A 25,661-nucleotide genomic window follows, 5' to 3' on the forward strand; every position below is an offset into this window, starting at 1 on the left:
ACAAGTGCGTCATCTTAATTAATGAAAGGAGTGCGAAAATGAACGATTTAACAAAGGGAAAACCGCTAAAATTAATTTTTTGGTTTACGATTCCGTTACTAATCGGTAACATTTTTCAGCAATTTTATAGTTTATCGGACACGTTGATCGTTGGTCAGACGTTAGGGGTTAAAGCCCTAGCGGCGGTTGGATCAACTGGGAGTGTTCAGTTTTTGATCATTGGCTTTGCGCAGGGGTTAACCGCTGGCTTATCCATATTAACAGCCCAACATTTTGGGGCACGTGATTTTAAAGCAGTGCGGCGCAGTTTTGCGATTAGTATCGTAGTTAGTCTAATTGTTGGGATCATTTTGACGATTCTGTCGTTGATCTTCGTTGACCATATCTTGTTGTTAATGCAAACGCCAACGGATATCATTGCGGATGCGCGGACATTCTTACAAATTATGCTTGGCGGGATGCTGGCACCAATTGCGTTCAACCTGTTGTCAAACATCATTCGCGCACTCGGTGATAGTCGCACGCCTTTATGGTTTTTGATTATCAGCGCGTTAATTAATATTGGCTTGGAATTGTTATTCATTTTGGTTTTCAAATGGGGCATTGCCGGGGCGAGCTGGGCAACCATTTTAGCACAAACCATTGCAACGCTCATGTGTGTGGTTTACATCATCGTCAAAGTACCCATCTTGCACATTGGACGGCGCCACTTCAAGTTAGTTTGGTCGGAAGTGAAGGCTCACCTGAATGTTGGGTTACCCATGGCTTTTCAGATGTCGATCATTGCGATTGGAACGATTGTGTTACAAGCGGCACTGAATAGTCTTGGCACTAATTCAGTGGCGGCGACGACTGCCGCTCAGAAAATCGACCAAGTCGCGACTCAGCCATTAATGTCTTTTGGGGTCACCATGGCGACTTTCGCGGCTCAGAATTATGGTGCTCATCAGTATGAACGGATTATCACGGGAGTCAAACAGACCATGTGGCTGTCGGGGAGCTTTAGTGTGGCTGCTGGTTTGATTGAAATTATCTGGGGTAAACAGCTTGTGGGGTTCTTCGTCGGTCATCAGGACATGGCGGTATTGAACTTATCCCAGACGTATTTTAACGTCATCGGGAGCACGTATATCCTATTATCAATGTTATTTATTATGCGTAATACCTTGCAAGGGCTTGGACGCAGCGCAATTCCAACTTTGGCAGGCGCGGCGGAACTCTTTATGCGGGTGTTTGCAGCACTGATCTTAGTTCGGATCTTCGATTACGCCGGTGCTTGTAGTTCGGAACCGTTAGCTTGGTTAGGGTCGTGTGCCGTGCTTTTGCCTGCTTATATTAAATCAGTCCACGATTTACGACAACAGGCCCGCATGACAAACACGGTCGCAGAAGGGGCCGAACCAATATTAAACGATTCGGAAAAATTGTAATTAAGGCTTGCAACCAAGTGGATTATTTGATAATATTTGTTATCAATTTTATTTTAAAGTCACTCATATAATCTCCCGGACACCTGTGGACGGGGCATGAATTGAAAAACGTTAAGGAGTTTACAAATGGCCGTAGAATTAAAAATTGGCGATTACGTCGCTGGTAAGAAGTTTGCTTCGTTGGAACATGATTTCAAGGGTGAAATTGAAAAAGTGTATGAAAATTCAGTCTTGATCTTAATTAAGGAATTTCAAAAAGCTGACGAACCAATTGTTAACGAGTATAACCACCGTGCAGTTGTTCGTAAGGATGATGCTAAGCTCATTAAAGCGGCGCCAAAGCCGAAAGTCGTCCCAGAAAAAGAAGACTAAAAATTTATAAATAACCATGACAACAGAAAAAATGTATGCTATACTAATTTCTGTTGTCAAATGCGGGTGTAGTTTAGTGGTAAAATTCAAGCTTCCCAAGCTTGCGTCGCGGGTCCGATTCCCGTCACCCGCTTTGCTATTAATCATTTCGGTTAGTAGTCATTGTATTCTCAAGCTCCTTGAGCGCATGGTCCGTTGGTCTAGTTGGTTTAGGACGCCTGCCTGTCACGCAGGAGATCACGAGTTCGAGTCTCGTACGGACCGTCAATAGATGATGATAATCAAGAACGTTAGTCAGCAATGACCCGTTCTTTTTTATTGAGTAAAAATCAAGATGACTAAATAGTTGACCGAATGGGTGATCAACAGTAATCGTTAAGGAGCGCAAATGCAATTTATAACAACATCTTTCGATGAGTTAACTGTTCGGCAGTTACAACAGATTTACAAGTTACGAGTGGCGGTTTTTGTCGTCGAACAGGCCTGTCCGTATCAAGAAGTCGACGATACGGACTTGATGGCTTGGCATTTACGGGGGATGGATTCAACGGGACAGCTGCTAGTATATGCGCGATTAATGCGTGAAGCCAACCAGCAGGCCCGTATCGGCCGGGTGATCACTAATCCGATAGTACGGGGGCACGGCTACGGGCAGCAGTTGCTCCAACAGGCGATTGTGCAGATTCAAGCGTTGTGGCCTTCCACGACGCAAATCAATATTCAGGCCCAGCATTACTTAGATCGCTTCTACCGTGGATTTGGTTTTCAACCAGTCTCTGGCGTTTATTTAGAAGATGGGATTCCGCATCAGAATATGATTTTAACGTTGAACTAGTCAAAACGGCTGAATTCTGTTATACTAACGCATGGTAAAAATATATACGTCTAATGAGAAAGAATAGTACGATGAACGTTTAGACCAGCGAGTTCGGGATGATGGGAGCCGAATCTAAACATTATTGGAAGCGCGCTTTTGAAGACGACAATTCGATAATAAGTGGATGTCATATCAATTAGAGTGGTACCGCGGGCACGTCTCGTCTCTTACATGTTTTTAAATATGTGAGGGACTTTTTTTGTCCCGTAAGACAGTCAAGGAGGACAATATGGATTATAAACAACTCGTCGCAGCGGCCTTAGCGCCAGCACTACCAGATTTAACGCAGGAAGCGATTCTAGATAAGATCGAACAACCAAAGACGTCTAAGCAGGGGGACTTGGCCTTTCCGACCTTCACCTTAGCAAAAACGTTACACAAGGCACCTCAAATGATTGCCAGCGACATCGTCGAAAAAGTCGATGGCAGTGACTTTGAAAAAGTTGTTGCAATGGGCCCGTACGTTAACTTCTTCTTCAAGAAAGATGCGTTTGCAGCCGATATTTTAAATCAAGTATTGTCGAATGGTGGCCATTTTGGTGATGCTAAGCTCGGTGAAGCGGGTCAAGTTCCCATCGATATGTCATCGCCAAATATTGCCAAACCAATCTCAATGGGGCATTTGCGGTCAACAGTGATTGGGAATTCTTTGGCAAATATTTTAAGTAAGTTGGATTACCAACCCGTTAAGATCAACCACTTAGGTGACTGGGGCACGCAGTTCGGTAAGTTGATCACGGCCTACAAAATGTGGGGAAGCGAAGCTGAGGTCAAAGCTGATCCAATCAATAACTTATTAAAATACTATGTACGTTTCCATAAAGAAGACGTCGATCATCCTGAAATGGATGACGAGGCGCGTGAATGGTTCAAGAAATTGGAAAATGGTGATGAAGAAGCCACCCATCTGTGGTCATGGTTCCGCTCAGAATCATTGAAAGCGTTCAAGAAGATTTACCAACGCTTGGATATCGACTTTGATTCCTTCAAGGGTGAGGCCTTCTACAATGATAAGATGCAAGAAGTTGTCGACATCTTGGAAGACAAGCACCTCTTGCAAGAAAGTCAAGGCGCCGAAGTGGTGGACTTAAGCAAATATGACTTGAATCCGGCATTGATTAAGAAATCAGATGGCGCGACTTTATACATCACGCGGGACTTGGCCGCTGCGATCTACCGGAAACGGACTTATGATTTCGTGCAGTCCCTCTACGTCGTTGGGAATGAACAGACCAACCACTTTAAGCAATTAAAGGCTGTGTTGACCGAGATGGGCTTTGACTGGGCTGACCAGATCCACCACATTCCATTTGGTTTGATTACTTCTGGTGGTAAGAAGTTGTCAACTCGGAGTGGCCGGGTCATCCTGCTTGATAAGGTCTTGGACGATGCGGTTGCGTTAGCTCATGAACAAATCGAAGCCAAGAATCCGGACTTGCCTAACAAGGATGAAGTTGCGGATGCGGTTGGGATTGGCGCTGTGGTCTTCCATGATTTGAAGAACGAACGGATGAACAGCTTTGACTTTAACTTGGAAGAAGTTGTTCGTTTCGAGGGTGAAACTGGGCCATACGTGCAGTACGCCCATGCACGCGCTGAAAGTATCTTACGTAAAGCTGGTAGCCCAGAAATTGCGGCAACCGAGCAAACGTTAAGCGACCCAGCCGCTTGGGATACCTTGAAGTTATTGAGTGAATTCCCAGCGACTGTAGTACGTGCCAGCACGGAATACGAACCATCCGTTATTGCTAAGTATGCGATCCACTTAGCCAAGGCATACAACAAGTATTATGCTAACACCAAAATCTTAGTTGAAGATGATGAATTAAACGCTCGTCTGGCTTTGGTCAAGAGTGTCAGCATCGTCCTGAAGGAAGCCCTTCGCTTACTTGGCGTTAAGGCTCCCGATGAAATGTAATTCGAATTAACTGTTCAAGTTTGAACGCCACGCATGCTATAAAACGGCCGTTAAAGCCGAGTTAGCATGCGTGGCGTTTTTTTGGTTGCGGTCATAGCGGCACAGAACTCAATGCAAGTTGTGAACCAATCGCAGAAATCGCAAGTAGGTAGCGGAGGCCCACTATTGTAACTGGAACCAGACTTATCGTGTGAAGTGGATTATCAGTCGACGGATCAAGGCTTTACCGCCCCGGCCGAGTAAAATGATCCCGATCAACGGCCAAGATAGTAACAATAGGCAACCATGAATGACAAAGGAAACACTGATCGATATCATATCGTCACGATATTCATTTTGAGAGAGCAACATATCACGGCTACTGACGGGATTGACGGCGTTATGATAAATTTGAGTGATTGTTTGATGTTGACCTGTCGCATCATTCAGGGCACGTGAAGCGACTGAAGTCATTCGAAAGGGGTTATGGGCAAGTCGTGGCAATAGGCACATTAGGAGTGGATGGCCGAATAAGTATGCGGAAGTCAGATAGAGGTTGGTTAACGTCCAATGTAGGTGAAACCGGCCGCTGGGGTCTGCGGTGACGGCATAAAAAGCAATCACGAAAAAAATCGCGCAACGAATATAGTCGGAACCGATTAAGCTGAAAGCCTTTTTCATGGTTATCCCTCCGTTTGAGGCTTGGCTGTGTTTTCTTCAGATAAATGCTCAAACTGGGTTGCGGGCGTCGTGATGCTTACAAATGACCGCCCATCCGAGTTAGTGAAACCAAGCATGATTTATGTCTGATTATAAGTCGGTGTGATGATCGAAACAAACATTAAAATCTTAATAAGGCAACTTCCAATACTAAAATTTTAATGACCTGTTTAGTCGTCCGGGGTGGTATTCTGAAAACTAATTCAAAATGCCATATTGGGGGCTTGGTGATGAGCTACTTAGAACTAACAAATATTTGTAAGAACTATCAGGTTGGCAAACAAACATTCAACGTCTTGAAGGACATTAACTTGCAGTTTGAACTCGGTGAGTTTGTGGCGATTGTCGGTGAATCAGGTGGTGGTAAGACAACCTTGATGAATATTATTGGAGGACTAGACCATGATTTCACGGGAACCGTCAGTATCGCTGGACACCCACTTGATTATCATCATGAGCGCCAGCTAGATCAGTACCGGCGCGAAGTCATTGGCTATATCTCACAGACCTACAATCTAATCGGTCATTTGACCGTGCTTGAGAATGTCATGCTAGCCTTAGATATGACTAAATTAAGCCATGGTGACCGATTGCGGCGGGCACACGAGCTCCTAGCAAACGTTGGCTTGACGGCACAAATAAAAAAATACCCGCAACAATTATCAGGTGGTCAAAAACAACGGGTGGCAATCGCTCGGGCATTAGCCGGTGATCCTAAAATTTTGATTGCGGATGAGCCGACTGGTGCGCTGGATGCAGACAATACCGCCGATGTCATGGCCATGCTTCAAAAAATCGCACGGGAAGGGCGCTTGGTGATTTGTGTGACCCATTCACAGCGCGTGGCGGGTGCGGCGACCCGGATTGCCGAGTTGGTGAATGGACGAATTAAGTCACAACCAGTGACCACCCAAAATGTCGGCACCACGCAAACAGTTGCGTCACTACCTGCGCGGCCACTATCGTATTGGGTATCAGTCATGATGGCCTTCAAGCATATGCGGCATACGTGGATCTGGAATACGCTAATTGTCGTTGGCACAGCGATTGGATTATTCGCCGTCATGCTTTTCAATGGTCTGGGGACCGGCATAAAAGGGTATATTAATCACGAAATGAATGCGTTGGTGGACCCACAATCAATTATGGTCATGCACCAAGCGGATAACGCGAAGGATCGTGATGAACAGGCTGCGGCCGTCTATGATCCAGCTGTAGCCGGCGGTATCGCAGCCCGGATGCCGGTGTTCACCGACTCACAACTCACAGCGTTGCGTGACCTTAAGCACGTGACCAACGTGGAACCCGGGATTTCAGCTACAAACGCAACGATTGCGATTGGACAACAAAAGTATGCCGCACCTGAACTGACGACCTGGACGAGTAGTGACCCGACCCGGCAGTTGAAAGCAGGCCACGTGGCGGGTGACAATCAAATCGTATTAGATAAGTCTTCAATTGCGCAGAAATGGTCGGCAACGCGCTGGCGTCAGTTAGTGGGTCGGGCTGTGACTGTGAGTTATCAAACCTTCAATCAAAAAGGGCAACCCGTGACCGTGGCGCGTGTGTTGACGGTTGCCGGAATAGTAGATAGTACCTCTGAGGTCGGTTTGAATGCAGTTAACTACACCACGATGCAGTCGATGCGTTCAGCAGCACATGTCTCAACACAGCCAACGTTTGTGACCGTTAGAATTAAGAGTCGGGTGCAGAATCAGGTCGTGGTCAATGAAATTAACCACTTATCAATTAATGGCAAGCATCCATTTGCCGCGACTAGTATTGCGGCCACTTTGGATTCGTTCAATACTTACGTTAATATTGCCACTAAAGTGTTGGCGGCGATTGCGGGGATTTCATTAATCGTTTCCGCACTAATGATTATTGTAACGATGTTCATGTCGGTCAGTGCTCGGATGCGAGAAATTGGTATTCTGCGGTCGTTGGGGGAGCGCCGGCGTGATATTCGCCGGCTATTTACTAGTGAAGCGCTGATGTTAGGCATTATCAGTGCCACGTTAGCGACTGGGCTGTCTTATTTAGCTGAACGAGGGCTCAATCATGGTCTGGCTAAGCTAACTGGCGGGTATGCGCTAGTTCAGATTCAGCTCAACAATGTAATTGCAATTTTTATAATCGCAATTATTATCGCCTGGCTTGCGGCTATTTTACCAGCAAGGCGGGCTGCGCGGGCTAATCCGATCAAAGCCTTGGCCGCTGAATAACAAGTGATTGGATAATTATCGTGATGGAAAAGTTATGTTAACCAGTCAACTTGTTTGAAGGAGTGGTTAAAAACTGTGCGGGATGTCGCAAAATAGTCGTTTTATTCAGGGGTGGGGGTCATTAATTCATTAGGGCTGGTATTAACGACAGCAGCCTGTTCTAATATTGGCTCGCCCAGGGTACGTAGAAACTTCTGATTGAGAAAAGTAAATTAGCTCGGCTAGGTTCTGCATTACTAGTCGAGCTAATTTTGATTAATATCTTCTGGTCGTAGGTAACTGGGAATGGTTATTTGGCAGTTAGCGTGTACTTGAGACGTCGATGATGGTTCTTTACAAACCGGGTGCTAGTTAGTTAATTGACATAACTAAACATTATTAGTAAAAACTAATTTTTGAGAAGATAAGTAGCAATGGTGAAATTCAATTGTATCCGTTTAAATTGATTGCTATACATGCTGGCGCTTACTTTTTATGGCCAAAACCGTGTCTTGTCAACCCTATGCAGAATTAATCCATCGCCCACTTGACTTATTCAACGAGTGAATTAATTCGCCAACAAACTTATCAGTGACTTCTCATAAAAAGCCCAAAGTCCCCCCTGTTATACATGCAAAACACTAGTAATTCAGCGACTGTCCGGGTATGCTGTTGGTGTAAATTAAGCTAAGGAGGGTTTTGTTTTGAGGAAACAACCACAGACACTAGTCATTGGTGGAACGCAGGTTGCTAGTGGCAAGAGCTTGTTGACACTGGCGTTAGCGAACGTATTGACTAATTGGAAAATGACGGTCACCATCGTTAGTTGCAATTATCAAACCGTTACGTGGCGGACCATTCAAAAGCATCACTGCCATGAGTGGCAGTCAGATATTCGAACGGCTAACGAGCTCAACAACTTTTGGATAGCGTTGCAGGGTGTCCAGACGGATTATTTATTGATAGATCTTGATTCTACGGGTCCGAAACACGATAACTATACTTGGTTACTCAACGAGTGCTGGTTGCCATTAGCGCAACAAATTATTTTAACCTATTCGACTGAAACGGATGTCAACACGTTGTTGTATCAAGATTTAGGGGCCTTACAGTTTAGCATGGAATACACACTGACCAATCCTAAAATCTACACCGTGTTGAATCGTTATCCAGCACCAGTAGCTGTTAGGTCAGCGATGACGGCCAGTGACTTACTCCCATTCCATCGTCAATTTCAAACTCGGCACGCAGAATTTGCTGCAATGAATTTAGAGCCATTGGGTATGTTGACTGACGCCCGCCAGCACCCAGAAAAAGTTTTGGCGGATGCCACGCAAATTTTAACCAAACTTGTGGCGTAATTATGGCTAATTATTGATCAAAACGACACGCGCTGTGATGAGCAACGGGTGCTTTTTTTGCGGATGCCAATCACAGCGAAATATGTACAAATCTGGTATAAATGTAGTGATGCGAATTTTGTGGGGGAAATCTAATGGAAACGACACGAGAGCTTATTTATGATACGGTACGCAAATTGGTTTTAACGGATACGCGGTATCACGATGGTGTGACAGCAATGGTCATTGCTACACAATTGAAAATGCAACGCACAAATGTTAGCGCGGCTTTGAATGCCTTAGTGCGCAAACAAAAATTGGTCAAGACTAAGACGCGGCCAGTTCAATTTTTATTAGCTGCGTCCCACCTCCAAGAGCCATTTACGGGACTAATTGGTCGTTTAAATAGCTTGCAACATGCGATCAAACTAGCAAAAGCGGCTGTTTTGTATCCGAGTGGTCCTTTGAATATTCACATTGTGGCAAACGGTGGGGCGGGCAGTACCACGTTTGTACACGAAATTCAGAATTTTGTTGAGCAACGGGGTATATTAACGGCAGCTAGCAGCCCCATCATTGTTAAGTGTCGTGATTATGCAGACGATATTCACCAACTTGATAGTCAATTATTTGGTGAGCATGGCCAGCTAGCGCACAGTCTTTGGGCACACTCCGAGGGCGGTATTGTTGTGATTGACCATTACGACTATTTAGATGGCCCGCAACGCGCACAATTGACGAGTGTCATGGAAGCCGTGGCGTCCCATAAGCAACCACCGTTAATCATTTTAGTGAGCGGGATTGATCAGGAAATTCTTAGGACGCAGCAATTGATAATGAAAATTGAATTACCTGATTTTAAGCAACGACCGTGGTCAGAAAGATGGGCGTTGATTCGTCGTTTTTTGACGATTGAAGCTCAACAATCCAAGCGGACGATTCGATTGGAACTAGCCGTTGCCCAGGCGCTCATGCTGGCAAATTATGATCAGAATTTGAAAACGATGAAAGCGACCATCACGATGGCCTGTGCGCAGGCTTATGTCCGATTTATGGCTGATGCTGACCGTGAAGTTCGCGTGTACCTTGCGGATCTATCGCCCGCCGTTCAACAAGCGTTAGCGCACGAACGGGACTATCAACAAGAATTGGCGGCCGTGTTGGCAGCAGCTGATTTATCGTTTGCGGCCAAGTCGTCTTCGGGTTTGAGCTCAGATTCATTGCAAGCGAGTCGGCAACAAGTTGAGCCGGGAACAAGTCCTCGCAGTGTCCAAGTGCCAAGGTCAGTTGAACAATCACCGTCAGTGATAAAACCGAGTATCGTCCAACAGCGTGCGTCCAATACGCAAAATTTAGCACAAATCGTTGCGCCACTAATTATTAAGATTGTCAAAGACTGGCAACCAGATTGTGAACGGTTATTGGCACGGCCGTTGACCGAGAGTGTGTTTAATGGATTATGTTTACACATTAATGGGATGTATCGCCAAATGCCAACGACCAAACCTGCATCAGCGACAATGATCACGCAATTACAGTCACAACATGTGGCCGAATATGAGGCTGCTGTTAAATTAGCACAGGTCTTAGCGACAAAACTAGATTTGACCATTTCACCGGCTGAAGTTGCTTTATTAGCAACGTTTTTAGTTGCACAATCACCAGTGACGCGTCATCACCCGGTTGTGCTTTACGTCATGCAAGGAATGGGGACTGCCCAGGCCCTGATGCGAACAACGAACACGCTCAGCGCTGTCAGCAATACTTATGCTTATGATGTTGACTTATCAGCCGATAGCACGATGGTGATGAAGGCACTGAAGCATAAAATCAGCGAGATTGATTGCGGTGCAGGTGTGCTAGTCATTTATGATATGGGGGCAATCAAATGGATGTTGACGACCATTCAAGGCGAACTCGCGACCAAAATTCGGATGATTCAAGTCCCAGTGACTTTAGTCGGAGTCGATGCTGCTCGAAAGAGTGCGCGCGTAATGGACGTGGACGATGTTTATCATCTAGTGCAAGTCGATCTAAACCAACTGAACGCCGAAAAGACAACAAAAGATGAATTGATTATTACGCTGTGTCATACGGGTGAGGGGGGTGCTGCGCAATTAAAAGATTATATTGACCAATATTCACGGTTACAGATGCGCGTCAAAGCGTTGGCAATTGGGCATCGTGATGAGTTGGTGGCAACCGTACTTAGACTACAACAGGTTTATCAGATTCATGCATTTGTCGGCACCTTTGATCCTCAATTATTCGGCATTCCGTTTATTTCGATGGCAGCAATTTTTGAACATTCACATCAGCAGTTAGATCAAGTGCTGATGTTTCGGCCGGAAGCTGGTCGCTGGGATACTTATAATCAGATCTATCAGTATTTTAAGACGCAGTTCGAATACGCAGAAGTTGCTAAGTTGCAGCGTGTGTTACCACCACTCATGGATGATTTGACAACCTTATACCAACTAACTGAGGATCAACAAATTGGCCTGTTTGTTCACTTGGGTAGCATGATTGACCGTATTTTGGCTGGCAAGATTGTGACGACAACGGCGCAAACGCGGAAATTAGTGACCCAGTATTCGCAAGATTATCAGCAATTACGACGGTGTCTACGGCCGGTCGAGCAGACATTTAAACTGATTGTGAATGATGAGATGATTGGGACGTTACTGGTCATCTTAAAGCAATTACACTAATCTTAAGTGCCACGGATAATCGTTTGAGATTGATATCAGGAAGGTGTCAGCTTTGATTTTGATGGGGAGATGATGGTTGGTTCTAGCATTGACGGAGCAGTTTTTAAATGAGACTTAAATAAGTCGCTTCAAGCAGTGGCGATTGCTTGAAGCGACTATTTAGATGGTCAGCGATTCGTATGAATTTAAAGGCCTAACCGTTGACAAAGTATCTATGGTTGGCTCGGTTTGCAAGTTGTTGTTCGGTGAGCAATGATTTGTTGTTCGAGTTGCAATAACTTGTCAGACATCCGTCCGAGTAGCAGTGCTTGACTAAAATTTCTGAGTAGCCAATGGTGTTGTTGTGGCCGATAACTGTCAACATCTTCTAGAAAGGTCACGGTTGTTTTGGTGCCTTCAGCAATGGTCGAATAGGTCACGGTTACGGTATCCAGTGGTGAAATAGCTGTCATTTGGTACTTAATCCCACGCTGATAATCGTCAATCGTAATTTTAATCTGAGCGGCCGTTTTGGCGGTCGTTTTTGTATATGTCAGTCCTTTCTTGATTGACGTTGCTGTGAGTATTTCACCAGTAGCGGCTTGAATCTCTATGAGTAGTTGTTTTTCTAACCAGTCATAAAATTCCGTGTTTGTGACGGCAAGTGTGCGAATGATTTTCATGATTCGATTATAGCGAGACATTTTCGACAGTTCAAGGCTGAAAAAAACGCGTTAAAATGAGTAAGCTATACAACCCGATGAATCAGCTATACACAATACATAAATTGGTCATTAAACCTATACACTAATAGTGATGAAGTTGGATATTTAGTCTAATTCAGCTATTATGACGCCACGTGTGTGTTGATACTGCTAATTCATGGACCTTAAATCTATACACAAGCATATGTAAGCGCTTTTGTGGTTAATGACAAAACTTGTTACGATATGTTTGTCGACAAATACAGAAAGTAGGTAACCGGATAATGACATTAGCCAATAATACTGAAACTCAAGATATTGCAATGACACTTATCGCGTATTCTGGTGAAGGTCGTACGCTGGCTTTTAATGCGTTAGATGCGATGCATCGCGATGCTTTCTCCGAATCTAAGATGTTATTGAAGCAATCTAGTGAAGCACTGGGGAAAGCACATGATGTTCAAACCCAACTACTGGTGGCTGAGGCGAATGGTCAACAGGTTTCCATTGATATTTTACTAATTCATGCTCAAGATCATTTTATGACGAGTCTGTTAGCTAACGAGTTAATCGCTGAGATGTTAAAGATGTCTCAAAAATTTGAAAGGATGGTCGATTTATGAAGGCAATCAACGTGTTATTAGTTTGTGCGGGCGGTATGTCAACCAGCATTTTAATGAAAAAGTTACAGCAATATCGTGACGAACAAGGTGTTGCAGGGCAAATCCAGGCAGTAGGCTTGTCCGCGTATGAAGATGTCTATCAGGACTATGACGTTATTTTAATGGGGCCGCAAGTGGCTTATCGGCAGGGTGAAGTTGAGGCGGCAACTGGGTTGCCCGTCGCTGCTATTCCACCATTGGACTATGCGGTGGGTGACAGTGCCCATATTTTCAAACTGGCCGAGAACTTGGTGTGATGACGAGGGATTAGTATTCGGGGGTGAAGGACGATGGAACGCTTTTTTAATAGTAAACTGATGGTCGGCTTACAACGCGCCGGCCAGGGACTTGGCAATAATAAGTTTATTACCGCATTACAGGCAGCTATGATGTCTTTGATGGGTATTCTAATGGTTGGCGCGATCTTTCAAATCACGATGTCAGTACTTGGACCGACGATGTTTGGCGTGTTATCAGCAAAGAGTATTCTGTTAGCCTACTTGAAGATTCCATTCCAATTCTCAATGAATTCTTTATCAATTTGGGTTGTTTTATTCTTGGGATTCCATTACGCCAAGAATTTAAAAATGACGGCCCCAATCATGAATGCGATTGACGCATTATTTGGTTTTTGGATTGTGGCCGGTGGGTTGATTGTCAGTAAGACTGGAACAGTTAGCATTGATACAACCTATTTAGGTGCTCAGGGAATGTTTATTGGCTTCGTCGTAGTTTGGATTTCCGTCCGCGTTGAGAAATTATGTACAGACAAGAATATTCGAATCAACATGCCAGATGCAGTCCCCCAATTTCTCCAAGACGGTTTTGCATCCATTGTGCCATTATTGTTTAACGCCGTGATTTTCTTGGGCGCATCGTTATTAGTCACGGTTGGAACAGCCGGTAAGTATAATATTTGTTCGGGTTTTATGGAATTACTGGCAATTCCACTGAGTGCACTGACTTCAACCATAGGTATTTTTGTCCTGTGTATCTTGGGTGCTTTATTATGGACCTTTGGCATTCATGGTACGATGATTTTAGTCCCAATTGTGATGCCGTTAGTGATTCAAGCGGTTTCTGAAAATGCCGCATTGCAGGCAGCTGGGAAGCCGGTGGTGTTTGCACCTGTGATGTTGTTCTCATTTATGACCGTAGCAGGTGGAACTGGGAATACCCTGCCGTTAGCGCTAATGGCGATGCGTTCTAAATCTAAACAGCTGAGTGCCGTTGGTAAGCTGTCAATTATCCCCGGCTGGTTCAAAATTAATGAACCCATGACTTTTGGTATTCCAATTATGTATAATCCGATTATGAGTATCCCGTTTGTCCTGAATATTCCGGTAGTTATGTTGTGTGCACTCGTACTATACAAGATTGGATTTTTAACACCGGGGTGGATTGTAATTACCGCGATTTTACCCATGGGTTTTGGAAGTTATCTCAGTACGCTCAGTTGGCGCAACGCATTGACTGACTATTTGATGCTGATTCCGTCAGCGCTTATCTGGTATCCCTTCTTTAAAGTTTATGAAAAGCAACTGATTGCCAAAGAGGCGGCAGTTGAAGCTGAAGAAAAGCGGGCGGCAGTTTCGAATCAAGGTAATGCGCCCATGCAACCTGTGAAGCCTGAGAAAGAGGTGTGAATATGCAATTTCCGGCTGATTTTTACTGGGGTGGGGCTACTGCCGCTAATCAATGCGAAGGTGCTTATGATGTTGATGGTCGGGGCCTGACTATGAAGGATATTACGACAATGGGAGGCCTTAATCAGCGACGGCAAGTCACTTATTTGCAAGCGGATGGTACTCCTGGAAAAGGGGATTCAATTCCTGCTGGAGCACACGGAGCGGTACTGCCAGATGACTATTATCCTAATCAGACTAGTATTGACTTCTATCATCGATATCAAGAAGATGTTGCGCTGTTTGCAGAGATGGGTTTCAAAATGTATCGAATGTCGATTTCCTGGTCACGGATTTTCCCACGCGGCGATGAAAATGAACCTAATCAAGCAGGGTTGGATTTTTATCGCCAGGTGTTCGAAACTTTGAAAAAATATGAAATTGAACCATTGGTGACGATTTCACACTTCGATATGCCACTGTATCTGGAGGAAACGTATGGTGGCTGGAATGACCGTCGGATGATTGGTTTTTACCAGCATTATGCGGAAACGCTATTTACGGCGTATCGTGGGCTGGTAAAGCACTGGATTACCTTCAATGAAATTAATAATACGATCATGTTTCTGGCATTGCGTGCCAAAGCCGGTGATGCAGATTACCAACGCGCTTATCAACAATTACATTATCAATTTGTCGCTAGTGCTTTAGCCGTACAGCAAGCACATGCGATTGATGGCGAAAATAAAGTTGGTTGCATGATTTGCGGTATCACGTCTTATCCGTTAACCTGTGATCCGGCGGATGTCTTGCAGAATCGGTACGTCTGGGAACAAAACATCTATTACTGTGGTGATGTGCAGTGCCAGGGACAGTATCCAACCTATGCACGACGTTTATGGAATGAGCATCAAGTTGATTTAGACATTACGGACAGTGATTTAGAAGCCTTGAAAGCCGGTACGGTTGACTGGTATACCTTTTCGTATTACATGTCAACGGCAGTTACAACACATGAGGTCAGTGCAACTGTTGGCGGTAATTTTTCGATGGGCGCGCGTAACCCATATCTACAATACTCTGAATGGGAGTGGGCGGATGACCCGGCTGGTCTACAATATTATTTGGAGCTGATGAATGATCGATATCATTTACCACTAATGGTTGTTGAAAATGGATTGGGTGCCAAGGATTATTTGACAGTAGATGGTCAAATCCATGATGTATACCGGATTAGCTATCTACGTAAACATATTCAAGCAATGGCAACGGCAATTCACCATGGCGTCAAACTGATTGGTTATACCAGTTGGGGCTGTATTGATTTAGTTTCTGCAGGTACAGGGCAAATGTCTAAACGATACGGATTGATTTATGTGGATCGTCAAGACGATGGTAGTGGAACTCTGGCCCGAATCCCGAAGGACTCTTTCTACTGGTATCAGCGAGTGATTGCATCCAATGGTCAAGATCTGGGTCCCTCGGCCTCAAATTAAATGAGTGTTGCTCAGCAGTTTTCGTCGATATCGGATGAAGACTGCTTTTGGTTGTTCAATAAGATAATTAGCCGCGTCAAACAAAACAAGAGGATACCACCACCAAGCAAGGGGAGGGTCCAAGAACCGAGCATTAAGATCAAACGGGGTGCTAGCAAACTACCAATAACGGTAGTGGTGTCGATGACGGTTAAGACCCCCGTCATTAGAATATTACGATTGTTTGTGGGGATTTGTTGGATAGTGGTGAAAAAACTAATGTTGATCTGTCCGCGTAATGCACCAATTAAGAACATGGTAATCATAAGACTGGCAAAGGTCGGCCACATAAGTAGTAAGCACCCACCGGTGAAGGCCGTCAAAGTTAGCAGGGATTGCTTTGACCATCGTTTTAGCAATAGTGGTGCCAATAAGATACCTGTGGCGTTAGCTGTTAAGAACCAGCTAAGTGGCCAGTGACTATGCAACTTGCTGACGACGAGCCAAGGAACGGCTACTGCAATCGTCGCGTCGACCAGATAACCGAGAACGGCGTACAGTAACGACCATGTCGGCCATGATCGATGGCGGTCTAGCTTGACGGTGACAACCGAATCCGAGGAGAGATTGGAACGTGTTCGGAATTGCCAATCGAGGCCGGCTGAAACCAAGAACGCTATCCCCATTATTAAGATTAGGGTAGCCGGTGTTACCCATAGTAATGCCATCGTGACGAGCATTGTCGCGCTAACGATGGCCAACTGGCGAATCTGAGTTTGATAGCCGTTGACGATTTGAATATTTACGGGCGCAAAAAGGTCTGGCAAAATCGTTTTGTTACTGAGCTTATAAAAGACCCCAATTGATTTATTAAGAACGGCGACGATGACTAAACTAAGCAAGTGATTTGCCAACTAACCGTATTTAGTGCGTAATAGGCACCAATGAAGAGTATTCCCGTCAAAATATCCGTAATGAACATCATTTGTTTGGCTGAGTAGTATTTAAGTACCCGACCAGCTACTAGGTTCAGACCGATTGCCGGCAGCATTGTCATCGCCATGACGTTGCCGAGTAACTGGGGATCACCGGTCTTTTCAATCGTTAACCAGGTGACTAGGTAAGTAAAGCTATAGAAGCCAAAAAAGGTAATTAACATGCTGCTGAGATAGCAGAGTAGATTATGGCGGTCGTTAGGATGTGGCCTAAATTCTTTTTTCATTAACTGACAACCACCGGTGTATGGGTTGAGATGTTTTCATAGAGCCATTTGGCATCAGCAATCGTCAGGCGAATACAACCATGTGAATTGGCGACTTTACCAAGTTGCTGGGCTTCTTTAACGATGTATTGATCGTTAGCATCGACTGGGACTGAGTGAAATAGGTAAATCCCATGATCCTTGAATGAGACCCAGTAATTGGCGCCTTCACCCGATTGCGTGTTAAAAAAGTGTTGTCCTCGTTCGGCTTGGATTTCAAAGTGTCCTTTGGGGGTATCAGAGCCATGTTTGCCCGTAGAAGCAAGCATGGTATAAAGGGTCTGATCGTGGTTTTTTAAGTAGATTCGCTGTTTTTTGATTGAAACCTGAATGTTGATGTCATCGTATTTAGCCAGTTTGGGATACGGCCGTGACAGGGAGGGCTTGTGCCAGTCAACGGTCTCCGGGACTGGCGTGGTTACCTTAGTTGCTGAATGACTAACTTTAGTGATTGGCCGATTACTGGCAATAGCCTGGTGGTGCCGGGCAAATAGGTGTCCGAATCCGGTAAAAATAGTTAAGCTAATTGCGCCAATCGTGACCCAGATGAGCTGATGAACACTGATTTTCAAAATACCATCCCTTACAAAAATGATTTTAGTGATTTTAGTTTACTCAGTTAGCGAACGTTTGTTTATCAAAATTGTGTAAACTTTGCATATCATTTTCGTAAAATTTCCCAAAATGAGTTGTGATAGCCATTATTGCTGGTGCCACGGGTAATTCGGAAATCGGCAAATTAAAGTTATTTGCAGTAAATCAGTTGTTAATTAGACAATTTTTCCAGCTAATTAAAAAATCGCCATTAAGCAGCGTACTTAACGGCGATTTGAATTTTTATTTATTGTAAACTAGCGACCTTAGCTACGATTTTAGCAGGCGTTTCCCATTCAGAACGTTCAAATTCGGAAACGGGCACTTCAATACCAAGCTGATTTTGAAGTTCTAGTAACAGTTGTACGGAACCCATGGAATCTAAGATACCTTCATCAAATAAATTGGCATCCATATTGTTTGAAACATCTTCCCCAGTTAAATCTTGCAAGATCGATAGTACCGTTGCTTTAACATCATCCATGATCAAAATACGCCCCTTATCATTATTGTGAATTATTCAGTCTTCATTCTAGCATAGTTTTATCATCGATGATGGTTAATCAGGTGTATTAACGAAATCTTTACTTGATTAAACGTTAAAATTGGCGTGAATTAAATCAGTTAGAATTTTAATCCCCTGTTCAAAGCGGTCGCTGGATTCATAAGAAAAGCTCAGACGAATGTACTGATTCGGCTGGAAATCGTAGATACTACCAGGGTTGAAGAGAACGTTGTGCGCAGTGGCAAGGTCGAATAATTTGGGAATATTAATGTTGTCGGCTAAGCGGACCCACAGATAAAAGCCACCCGTGGGCGTCTGCCAAGTCGCAAAATCGTCCCAGTAATGATGCAGAATTTGTTCTGCCGCCGCGGCCTTCTTGACAAGTACGGACCGGAAATCAGCTTGATACGTTTCATATTCAGGATCAGCTAAGATTTCTGCCAGTACAAGTTGTGACAGTGAGCTAGCGCCGTAATCGGTTTGCATGCGCACGTCAGTCAAGCGATCGATGACCGGTTTGGCGGCCACCGTCCAGCCGATGCGTAATCCCGGTGCAAGGGACTTTGAGATGCTACCAAAATAAATAACGTTGCCAGTCTTATCGAGTGCCTTCAGTGGCTGTGGCGGCTGCTGATCGAACCAGACATCTTGATAAGCGGCGTCTTCTAAGATTGGTAAGCGGTGTTCTTGTGCGGTTTGTAAGACCTGTTGACGTCGCTCGGCACTCATGACGATTCCAGTCGGGTTATTGAATGTCGGAATCGTGTAAAGAATGGCATGGTGTCCCTGAATGGGGGCGTTCATCTGCCAGTACGCCAAGCCCTGACTGTCCATCGGGATGCCAGCGAGATGGGTGTGGGCCGATTGAAAGACGTGTAAAGATTTGACATAAGTAGGTGCTTCCGTGTAGATGGTGGCATCTTTGGGAAATAGTGACATTGAGACCAGTTGGAGCGCTTGTAATGATCCGGAAGTAATCAGAATGTTTTCCGGATGGGTATGAATCCCAACTTTTTCCAAGTGACGTGCAATTTGTTGTCGCAAAGCCAAAATGCCCGCAGGCTCGGTATAGTTCAAACTCGTTAACTGTTCGCCTAGATGTGCAAAGGCCCGTTGAAAAAGTGGACGGGGAAATTGTTCTGGTGCGGGTTCACCCGTACTTAAACGAATAACCGCATCGGTTTCAAATTGGTTGATTTTTTGGAGCGCGTGGGAATTGGGCTTGAATTGGCCTGCTTTAACATATTGCGACCAGTTGACGTGTTCCGCCAATAAGCTGGACCAATGGTTACCGGAAATAACCATCCCAGAGCCTGGATTGCTCGTAATTAAGCCGACTGCCATTAGTTCATCAAGTGCCGTAATTAGGGTGCTACGATTCACGCCGAATTGTTCGGCCAGTTTACGCTGCGCAGGAAGCTTAGCCCCAACGGCCCAATTGCCTTTAGCGATTTGTTCTTGAAAATAGTTAGTAATTTGTTGGTAAATTGGTGTGCTGACCTGTTTATTTGGTTGCCAGTTGATCGTTAAAATTGCCATGGCAAACGCCTCCTGAGTGCCCATGCGGGCGAATTAAGCTGTCATTCTACTAGCCAGAAGTTTGATGATTGATTCAGGTGGTTGGGTGAAAATTGTTAAATTGGTTGGCTACAAATGAAATTATCTCTATTATAATCATCTCTGAATTAAAAGCTAGTCGGATATGACCAATTGATTGAACGATAATTGGTTGGTAAAAGAATCGAATTGGCTGGTCTTAAGGAGGTCAAAACATGCAAGTGTTTTTACAAGGATTATTATTTGGAATTGTTTACATTGCACCAATCGGGATGCAAAACTTATTTGTGGTTTCGACAGCTATTGAACAACCATTGCAACGGGCATTGCGGGTGGCTTTAATTGTAATTGCGTTCGATACGTCGCTTTCCCTGGCTTGCTTTTATGGGGTGGGCCGATTGTTGCAGACCACTCCCTGGCTCGAATTAGGGGTGTTGTTGATTGGGAGTTTATTGGTCTTTTACATTGGCTGGAATCTGTTGCGGCAAAAGACCACGGCAATGGGGACCCTCGACGCGGACTTTTCATATAAAGCAGCGATTCTGACCGCTTTTTCGGTAGCATGGCTGAATCCGCAAGCACTGATTGATGGTTCCGTGTTGCTGGCGGCGTTTCGGGTGTCAATCCCGGCGGCACTGACCCATTTCTTTATGTTGGGGGTCATCCTAGCATCCATTATTTGGTTCATCGGTCTGACCAGCTTGATCAGTAAGTTTAAACATCTCATGCAACCACGAGTCCTACTCTGGATCAATCGAATCTGTGGTGGCATCATTATTCTATACGGCGTGAAGTTGCTAGCAACCTTCATCACGAAAATATAGTTGCGGTTACCTCTGACAATCGGTATGCTAGTCGTATTGGACTTTTTATGAGAGGGACGATACGCATGAAGATTGCTGGTTTCGGAGTGGAGGCCTGGTTAAACGCACATGAGCGTGAAGCAACCACCGATATTAGTCAAAGCTCAATCGCAGCCTTAACGATGGCAGAAATTGCGGCTTTAGAGGACCAACAAGCACCACAGGATTTTTACGAAGAACTAGGGGCGGCCCGGCTGGATTATGGCTGGATCGAGGGCTCACCACGATTTAAAGAACTCGTTAGTCAGTTATACGAGCAAGTGCCAGCAGCCAATGTTCTCCAAACAAATGGGGCGACCGGGGCTAATCATTTAGCAATCTATAGTTTGGTGGAACCCGGCGATCACGTGATTGCACTGTACCCGAGTTATCAGCAGCTGTATGATATTCCCAAGTCATTGGGCGCTACGGTTGATTATTGGCATATTCATGAGTCAGCGGGCTGGTTGCCGGATATTATGGAACTGCAACGCTTGATCCGGCCGGAAACAAAGATGATTTTACTCAATAATGCCATCAATCCGACTGGGAGTTTACTAGATCGAACACTGTTAGAACAGGTCGTCACATTAGCTCGCTCAGTTGGAGCTTACGTTTTGGCCGATGAGGTCTACGAACCACTGGATGAAACCCCGTTCGTCTCAATTGCCGATTTATACGAGCGTGGAATTGCGGTCAACAGTTTATCCAAGACCTATTCAGCGCCTGGTATCCGGATCGGGTGGACGGCGACACCTAGTCAAGCCATTGCTGATATTTTTCGGAAGTATCGTGATTATACGATGATCTGTGGGGGCGTTTTGAATGACCAACTGGCCGTTAGAATTTTAGCGCACCGCCAACGCGTTCTGGCGCGAAATCGGGAGCTAGTCAGTCGCAACCTCAAAATTCTGACAGAGTGGGTCGCACAGGAACCGCGGGTCGAATTGATTACGCCACATGGCATTTCAGTGTCGTGTATTAAACTAATAGTACCGATCGATGATGAGACGTTCTGTCAACAATTACTGCGGGATACCGGTGTTTTATTAGTGCCTGGTTCACGTTTCGATATTCCGGGGCACGCCCGCTTAGGTTACTGTACGGATACGCCGACGTTACAACGGGGTCTGGATTTATTAGGGCAATATTTACGCCGCTTTGATTAGTTACTAGTGGACTGGTAACCGTGGTTGACTCATTACTTTTAAATAATTATACAAATTTGTTTAAGCACATTTTCCTAATAGTGGCGGAAAATGTGCTTTTTGAAGTTCTGTGCGTAGTTTGCCAAGTGAATATTTGCTATAATGTATTCATTACAAGATTTGGGGAGGTTTCGCGACATGAAAAAGTCAGAGCGCCAAGCAGTTATCGAACAATTAATTAGTGAATATCCGATCGCTACCCAGGAAGAATTGATGGCTAAGCTTAAAGCAGAGGGCATTGCTGCGACGCAAGCGACGATTTCGCGCGATATCCGAGAGATGCAGATCGTTAAGACGCCGGATGAGCACGGTCAGACGCGGTACGCGATTTTTAAAACAACTAACAAAAATGAACAGGACCGGCTATTTGAAACGCTACACGATGTGGTGACGAGCATTGACCGTGTTGAATTCATGAATATTATTCATACGCTACCGAGTAATGGGAATCTATTGGCGGCGATCATTGATGATTTGAACTTGCCAGAAGTGAGTGGGACCTTGGCTGGTCACGACACGATCTTTGTCGTGAGTCCGAATACGACGGTGGCAAAGCAGCTATACGAATCCTTTGCTAGTCACATTAGTAATGAAGACTGACTGTGGTGAGCAGTCTAATTGGTTGCACTAAGCCGTCGTTCACGGTATGATTATTGTCATCAAAAGAGGTGTGAGATATGAAATATACGAAGAAACGGGCGCCTCGAAAGAATCAAAAACAACGCGATGCGACCTTCGATAAATTTAAACAACAACAAAATGAGCTCAACGCTAACCGCCGGGGTGTCCGGCGCAAGTAATGGCTGAGCTAGCTTTCAAGTATGTCATATGGACGGCTCGGAAGCTTTTTTTGTTTATGGCCGTTTTATCGTAGTGACCTTTAATCTGGTTACAACACGTGGCCTAAATCAGTGATTTCGGCAACAACTGGCAAACATCGGGTTATCTACAAAATGAGTTGCGTTTGATTGTTGAAGATTTTTTCAAGGTTGTGGTCAATTACTGAGCATCGGAAAATTTATGATACAATTGTAAAAGCTAACAAGTAACGCGGACGTTGTGACAGGTGCGTCGGCTGAACAAGGGGAAGATTATGCAAAAAAATGGTTTTTGGGCCACGATCAAAGACGGCTTACGAGTCATTGGCAATTGGTTAGCACCCTATTGGCAGCGATTCGCTGCCGTCGTCGGCTACCAATGGCACCGGCGACAAATCACACGGTGGCTAATTGTACTCGTCTTGACCGTCATCTTAATTGGGAGTGCCTATTTAACTTATGAAGCCAAGACGGCTAAAGTTGGTAATTTACAGGCGGAGCTAGAAAAGACAACTGAAATCTATGATAAGGACAATAAAAAGGCCGGTTCACTCTATTCACAAAAGGGAACCTATGTCCATTTGAGTAGTATTTCAAAAAACTTACAGAACGCGGTAATTTCGACTGAAGACCGTAATTTCTATAAAGAACATGGTTTCTCAGTCAAAGGAATCGGGCGGGCATTTGTCCTGCTCGTTATCAATAAGATACTTGGCCGTGACTACATTAGTGGTGGTGGGAGTACGTTGACGCAACAATTGGTCAAAAACGCCTACCTAACACAACAACAGACCTTCTCACGTAAGTTTCGGGAAATCTTTTTGGCGATTGAAACTGAAAATGTCTATTCTAAGGGCCAAATTTTAGCGATGTATTTGAATAACGCTTATTTCGGCCACGGTGTCTGGGGAGCTGAGGATGCGTCTGAACGATATTTTGGCGTACACGCGTCAGAGTTGTCTGTTGACCAGGCGGCGACCTTGGCCGGAATGCTGAGCTCGCCCAGTGGTTATGATCCAATCAATCATCCGAAAGCGTCTACGGCTCGTCGAAACGTCGTCTTGAATAACATGGTCGCTAATAATAAGCTTTCCAAAAGTGAGTATAAGCTTTATTCGCAAAAGGCGATGACGCTGACGAATAACTACCATTATGAAAGTGGTTATAATTATCCATATTATTTCGATGCGGTGATTGATGAAGCAATTAATAAGTACGGGCTAACGGAATCTGACATTATGAATCGGGGCTATAAGATTTATACGTCGCTTGATCAAGATGATCAGACACAGATGCAAGATTCTTTTAAGGATAGTACGTTGTTCCCGGCCAACGCGGACGATGGTACGAAGGTCCAAGGGGCCTCAATTGCGGTTGATCCGTCGACGGGTGGTGTGTTAGCCGTAGTCGGTGGTCGGGGCAAACACGTCTTCCGGGGCTTTAACCGTGCGACTCAGATTAAGCGGCAGCCGGGTTCGACGATCAAACCGTTGGCAGTGTATACACCAGCACTACAAAATGGTTATACGTATGATTCGAACCTTTCTAATAAGAAGCAAACTTTTGGGGCCAATAAATATGCGCCCAAAAACTATGATAATGTTTATAGTAAATCGGTCCCAATGTATACCGCGTTATCGCAAAGTATGAATATTCCGGCGGTTTGGTTATTGAATAAGATTGGTGTGAATAAAGGGTATCAATCGGTGAAAAAGTTTGGCTTACCAGTTACCAAGTCGGATGATAACCTGGCACTTGCCTTAGGTGGTTTGACGACAGGGGTATCACCCGCTCAAATGACCAGTGCCTATACAGCGTTTGCGAATGGTGGTAAGAAAACGACGGCCCACTTTATTACGAAAATTGTCGATGCTAGTGGCAATGTCGTTGTCGATAATACGAAGACTAAGACGAAGAAAATTATGTCCGCCAGCGTTGCTAAAGAAATGACCAGTATGATGCTTGGCACGTACAATAGTGGGACCGGGGCTGCGGCCAAGCCGTATGGATACTCGGTTGCTGGTAAGACTGGGAGTACGCAGGCTGATTACAGTACGGGTTCGGGAACGAAGGATCAGTGGATGATTGCTTATACCCCGGACATTGTGGTCACGACCTGGATCGGATTTGATACGACGAACAGTACTCATTATTTGAAGAGTTTATCTGAAAATCAACTTTCCTCGTTATTCAAGAATGAATTACAAAATATTTTGCCGAATACGAATAATACTAGTTTTGGTACGAAGGATGCTGCGACGCTGGCAACCGAATCTAATAGTAGTGATTCGGATAGTTCTGATAGTGGATCATCCGTATGGGAAAACGTTGAGAAGGGCGCTAATGCAGTTAAGAACAAGGCTAAAGACTGGTTCTCCAAAGCCAAAAGTTTCCTTGGCAACTAGTAAAGCTAGCTTCTGAACGTACTAATGCTATTCAAGTTCCGTTAAAAATGCTAAAATAATGACGACACATACTTCGAGGAGGAACTCACGATGGCCGTAAATATTTACGATACTGCGAACCAATTGGAACAAGAATTACGTCAGACTAAAGAATTCAAGGAATTAAAGGTCGCTTATGACACGATGAAGACCAATGACAGTGCCTTTTCACTGTTTAAGGACTTTCAAGAAGTTCAGATGCAATTGTCACAAAAGCAGATGAATGGGGAAGAATTGACGGATGACGAAGTTCAAAAGGCCCATGATTTAGCTGATAAGGTTGGCAACGTTGACGAAATTAAGTCCTTAATGGGTAAAGAACGTAACTTGAACCAATTGATGAATGATTTAAATCAAATTATCACTAAACCAGTTCAAGAATTATACCAGAACTAAGTAAATTAAGGATCGAGGGGCAATGACGGAATCTGTTCCG

The 25,661-nt window shown here is 44.7% G+C and carries 24 protein-coding genes and 2 tRNA genes; 19 read left to right on the forward strand and 7 right to left on the reverse strand.

The genetic code is table 11. The features are described from left to right. Positions 1 to 38: 38 nt before the first annotated feature. The 6 genes from E5260_RS06055 (at position 39) to argS (ending at position 4,597) form a co-directional block, all read left to right on the forward strand. The gene (locus E5260_RS06055) at positions 39 to 1,430 is read left to right on the forward strand and encodes an MATE family efflux transporter (protein ID WP_003643131.1); all 1,392 of its coding nucleotides are present in this window, start codon (positions 39 to 41) and stop codon (positions 1,428 to 1,430) included. A 126-nt stretch (positions 1,431 to 1,556) separates the two neighbouring features. Further along, positions 1,557 to 1,802 (forward strand): hypothetical protein, encoded by a 246-nt coding sequence (locus E5260_RS06060; protein ID WP_003643130.1) that lies wholly within the window; start codon positions 1,557 to 1,559, stop codon positions 1,800 to 1,802. Between the two features lie 62 nt (positions 1,803 to 1,864). Beyond that, positions 1,865 to 1,935: transfer RNA gene (locus E5260_RS06065), tRNA-Gly, on the forward strand. Between the two features lie 56 nt (positions 1,936 to 1,991). Continuing rightward, positions 1,992 to 2,066, forward strand: a tRNA-Asp gene (locus E5260_RS06070). Positions 2,067 to 2,190: 124 nt separating this feature from the next. Next, the gene (locus E5260_RS06075; RefSeq protein ID WP_003643129.1) at positions 2,191 to 2,637 is read left to right on the forward strand and encodes a GNAT family N-acetyltransferase; all 447 of its coding nucleotides are present in this window, start codon (positions 2,191 to 2,193) and stop codon (positions 2,635 to 2,637) included. Positions 2,638 to 2,908: 271 nt separating this feature from the next. After that, positions 2,909 to 4,597, forward strand: a complete 1,689-nt coding sequence (gene argS, locus E5260_RS06080; RefSeq protein ID WP_003643128.1) for an arginine--tRNA ligase — start codon at positions 2,909 to 2,911, stop codon at positions 4,595 to 4,597. A gap of 183 nt (positions 4,598 to 4,780) precedes the next feature. Here the strand turns inward: argS and E5260_RS06085 are convergent, their stop codons facing one another. Then, positions 4,781 to 5,257 carry a hypothetical protein gene (locus E5260_RS06085; RefSeq protein WP_003643127.1) on the reverse strand — a complete coding sequence of 159 codons (477 nt, stop codon included), beginning with the start codon at positions 5,255 to 5,257 and terminating at the stop codon, positions 4,781 to 4,783. A gap of 269 nt (positions 5,258 to 5,526) precedes the next feature. Between E5260_RS06085 and E5260_RS06090 the strand changes: the two genes are divergently transcribed. The 3 genes from E5260_RS06090 (at position 5,527) to E5260_RS06100 (ending at position 11,551) form a co-directional block, all read left to right on the forward strand. Further along, positions 5,527 to 7,521 (forward strand): ABC transporter ATP-binding protein/permease, encoded by a 1,995-nt coding sequence (locus E5260_RS06090; RefSeq protein ID WP_003644261.1) that lies wholly within the window; start codon positions 5,527 to 5,529, stop codon positions 7,519 to 7,521. Positions 7,522 to 8,204: 683 nt separating this feature from the next. Beyond that, entirely contained in the window at positions 8,205 to 8,861 is a 657-nt protein-coding gene (locus E5260_RS06095) for a hypothetical protein (protein WP_003643125.1), read from the forward strand. A gap of 134 nt (positions 8,862 to 8,995) precedes the next feature. Next, positions 8,996 to 11,551, forward strand: a complete 2,556-nt coding sequence (locus tag E5260_RS06100; RefSeq protein WP_003643124.1) for a PRD domain-containing protein — start codon at positions 8,996 to 8,998, stop codon at positions 11,549 to 11,551. A 212-nt stretch (positions 11,552 to 11,763) separates the two neighbouring features. Here E5260_RS06100 and E5260_RS06105 read toward each other — a convergent pair whose 3' ends face one another. Then, positions 11,764 to 12,213 carry a DUF3284 domain-containing protein gene (locus E5260_RS06105; RefSeq protein WP_015380211.1) on the reverse strand — a complete coding sequence of 150 codons (450 nt, stop codon included), beginning with the start codon at positions 12,211 to 12,213 and terminating at the stop codon, positions 11,764 to 11,766. A 305-nt stretch (positions 12,214 to 12,518) separates the two neighbouring features. Here E5260_RS06105 and E5260_RS06110 point away from each other — a divergent pair, with 305 nt between their 5' ends. The 4 genes from E5260_RS06110 to E5260_RS06125 are packed head-to-tail and all read left to right on the forward strand — an operon-like array spanning position 12,519 to position 16,017. Further along, positions 12,519 to 12,857, forward strand: a complete 339-nt coding sequence (locus E5260_RS06110; protein ID WP_003643122.1) for a PTS lactose/cellobiose transporter subunit IIA — start codon at positions 12,519 to 12,521, stop codon at positions 12,855 to 12,857. Further along, complete coding sequence (locus tag E5260_RS06115) at positions 12,854 to 13,153, forward strand: PTS sugar transporter subunit IIB (RefSeq protein ID WP_003643121.1); 300 nt, start codon at positions 12,854 to 12,856, stop codon at positions 13,151 to 13,153. The genes E5260_RS06110 and E5260_RS06115 overlap by 4 nt, the downstream gene beginning before the upstream one ends. Before the next feature lie 33 nt (positions 13,154 to 13,186). Continuing rightward, complete coding sequence (locus tag E5260_RS06120; RefSeq protein ID WP_003643120.1) at positions 13,187 to 14,542, forward strand: PTS sugar transporter subunit IIC; 1,356 nt, start codon at positions 13,187 to 13,189, stop codon at positions 14,540 to 14,542. A 2-nt stretch (positions 14,543 to 14,544) separates the two neighbouring features. Then, entirely contained in the window at positions 14,545 to 16,017 is a 1,473-nt protein-coding gene (locus E5260_RS06125) for a glycoside hydrolase family 1 protein (protein ID WP_003643119.1), read from the forward strand. Positions 16,018 to 16,028: 11 nt separating this feature from the next. On the opposite strand, the gene E5260_RS06130 is transcribed toward E5260_RS06125, so the two are convergent. The 5 genes from E5260_RS06130 to E5260_RS06145 form a co-directional block, all read right to left on the reverse strand. Then, a complete protein-coding gene (locus tag E5260_RS06130) occupies positions 16,029 to 16,910 on the reverse strand; it encodes an MFS transporter (protein WP_225867888.1) in 882 nt (293 codons plus the stop codon). Continuing rightward, on the reverse strand, positions 16,886 to 17,218 hold the full coding sequence (locus tag E5260_RS15480) for an MFS transporter (protein WP_003643117.1): 333 nt from the start codon (positions 17,216 to 17,218) through the stop codon (positions 16,886 to 16,888). The genes E5260_RS06130 and E5260_RS15480 overlap by 25 nt, the downstream gene beginning before the upstream one ends. Then, positions 17,218 to 17,829, reverse strand: coding sequence for a L,D-transpeptidase (locus E5260_RS06135; protein ID WP_003643116.1), 612 nt, complete (start codon positions 17,827 to 17,829; stop codon positions 17,218 to 17,220). Before E5260_RS06135 ends, E5260_RS15480 begins: the two co-directional genes overlap by 1 nt. Before the next feature lie 269 nt (positions 17,830 to 18,098). Then, positions 18,099 to 18,341: a D-alanine--poly(phosphoribitol) ligase subunit DltC gene (gene dltC / locus E5260_RS06140; RefSeq protein WP_003644263.1), complete on the reverse strand. Its 243-nt coding sequence runs from the start codon at positions 18,339 to 18,341 to the stop codon at positions 18,099 to 18,101. A 102-nt stretch (positions 18,342 to 18,443) separates the two neighbouring features. Next, positions 18,444 to 19,895, reverse strand: coding sequence for an aminotransferase-like domain-containing protein (locus E5260_RS06145; protein ID WP_003644264.1), 1,452 nt, complete (start codon positions 19,893 to 19,895; stop codon positions 18,444 to 18,446). 233 nt (positions 19,896 to 20,128) lie between these two features. Here E5260_RS06145 and E5260_RS06150 point away from each other — a divergent pair, with 233 nt between their 5' ends. The 6 genes from E5260_RS06150 (at position 20,129) to E5260_RS06170 (ending at position 25,621) form a co-directional block, all read left to right on the forward strand. Next, positions 20,129 to 20,737, forward strand: a complete 609-nt coding sequence (locus tag E5260_RS06150) for a LysE/ArgO family amino acid transporter (RefSeq protein ID WP_003643112.1) — start codon at positions 20,129 to 20,131, stop codon at positions 20,735 to 20,737. A gap of 65 nt (positions 20,738 to 20,802) precedes the next feature. Continuing rightward, positions 20,803 to 21,924, forward strand: a complete 1,122-nt coding sequence (locus E5260_RS06155) for an aminotransferase (RefSeq protein WP_003644265.1) — start codon at positions 20,803 to 20,805, stop codon at positions 21,922 to 21,924. Between the two features lie 177 nt (positions 21,925 to 22,101). Continuing rightward, positions 22,102 to 22,563 carry an arginine repressor gene (gene argR, locus E5260_RS06160; RefSeq protein WP_003644266.1) on the forward strand — a complete coding sequence of 154 codons (462 nt, stop codon included), beginning with the start codon at positions 22,102 to 22,104 and terminating at the stop codon, positions 22,561 to 22,563. A 77-nt stretch (positions 22,564 to 22,640) separates the two neighbouring features. Next, a complete protein-coding gene (locus tag E5260_RS15485; RefSeq protein ID WP_003643109.1) occupies positions 22,641 to 22,763 on the forward strand; it encodes a hypothetical protein in 123 nt (40 codons plus the stop codon). 293 nt (positions 22,764 to 23,056) lie between these two features. Next, on the forward strand, positions 23,057 to 25,186 hold the full coding sequence (locus E5260_RS06165) for a transglycosylase domain-containing protein (RefSeq protein WP_003643108.1): 2,130 nt from the start codon (positions 23,057 to 23,059) through the stop codon (positions 25,184 to 25,186). A gap of 90 nt (positions 25,187 to 25,276) precedes the next feature. Next, positions 25,277 to 25,621 (forward strand): YlbF family regulator, encoded by a 345-nt coding sequence (locus E5260_RS06170; RefSeq protein ID WP_003643106.1) that lies wholly within the window; start codon positions 25,277 to 25,279, stop codon positions 25,619 to 25,621. The last annotated feature ends 40 nt before the right edge of the window (positions 25,622 to 25,661 follow it).

The organism is Lactiplantibacillus plantarum, from assembly GCF_014131735.1.
Lineage (GTDB): Bacteria > Bacillota > Bacilli > Lactobacillales > Lactobacillaceae > Lactiplantibacillus > Lactiplantibacillus plantarum.

Coding starts and splice junctions, on each gene's coding strand:
- E5260_RS06150 (WP_003643112.1), top strand. CDS start 20,129: ATGCAAGTGTTTTTACAAGGATTATTATTTGGAATTGTTTACATTGCA.
- argS (WP_003643128.1), top strand. CDS start 2,909: ATGGATTATAAACAACTCGTCGCAGCGGCCTTAGCGCCAGCACTACCA.
- E5260_RS06110 (WP_003643122.1), top strand. CDS start 12,519: ATGACATTAGCCAATAATACTGAAACTCAAGATATTGCAATGACACTT.
- E5260_RS06115 (WP_003643121.1), top strand. CDS start 12,854: ATGAAGGCAATCAACGTGTTATTAGTTTGTGCGGGCGGTATGTCAACC.
- E5260_RS15480 (WP_003643117.1), bottom strand. CDS start 17,218: ATGAAAAAAGAATTTAGGCCACATCCTAACGACCGCCATAATCTACTC.
- E5260_RS06100 (WP_003643124.1), top strand. CDS start 8,996: ATGGAAACGACACGAGAGCTTATTTATGATACGGTACGCAAATTGGTT.
- E5260_RS06165 (WP_003643108.1), top strand. CDS start 23,057: ATGCAAAAAAATGGTTTTTGGGCCACGATCAAAGACGGCTTACGAGTC.
- E5260_RS15485 (WP_003643109.1), top strand. CDS start 22,641: ATGAAATATACGAAGAAACGGGCGCCTCGAAAGAATCAAAAACAACGC.
- E5260_RS06085 (WP_003643127.1), bottom strand. CDS start 5,257: ATGAAAAAGGCTTTCAGCTTAATCGGTTCCGACTATATTCGTTGCGCG.
- E5260_RS06120 (WP_003643120.1), top strand. CDS start 13,187: ATGGAACGCTTTTTTAATAGTAAACTGATGGTCGGCTTACAACGCGCC.
- argR (WP_003644266.1), top strand. CDS start 22,102: ATGAAAAAGTCAGAGCGCCAAGCAGTTATCGAACAATTAATTAGTGAA.
- E5260_RS06075 (WP_003643129.1), top strand. CDS start 2,191: ATGCAATTTATAACAACATCTTTCGATGAGTTAACTGTTCGGCAGTTA.
- E5260_RS06090 (WP_003644261.1), top strand. CDS start 5,527: ATGAGCTACTTAGAACTAACAAATATTTGTAAGAACTATCAGGTTGGC.
- E5260_RS06145 (WP_003644264.1), bottom strand. CDS start 19,895: ATGGCAATTTTAACGATCAACTGGCAACCAAATAAACAGGTCAGCACA.
- E5260_RS06105 (WP_015380211.1), bottom strand. CDS start 12,213: ATGAAAATCATTCGCACACTTGCCGTCACAAACACGGAATTTTATGAC.
- E5260_RS06060 (WP_003643130.1), top strand. CDS start 1,557: ATGGCCGTAGAATTAAAAATTGGCGATTACGTCGCTGGTAAGAAGTTT.
- E5260_RS06125 (WP_003643119.1), top strand. CDS start 14,545: ATGCAATTTCCGGCTGATTTTTACTGGGGTGGGGCTACTGCCGCTAAT.
- E5260_RS06170 (WP_003643106.1), top strand. CDS start 25,277: ATGGCCGTAAATATTTACGATACTGCGAACCAATTGGAACAAGAATTA.
- E5260_RS06155 (WP_003644265.1), top strand. CDS start 20,803: ATGAAGATTGCTGGTTTCGGAGTGGAGGCCTGGTTAAACGCACATGAG.
- E5260_RS06055 (WP_003643131.1), top strand. CDS start 39: ATGAACGATTTAACAAAGGGAAAACCGCTAAAATTAATTTTTTGGTTT.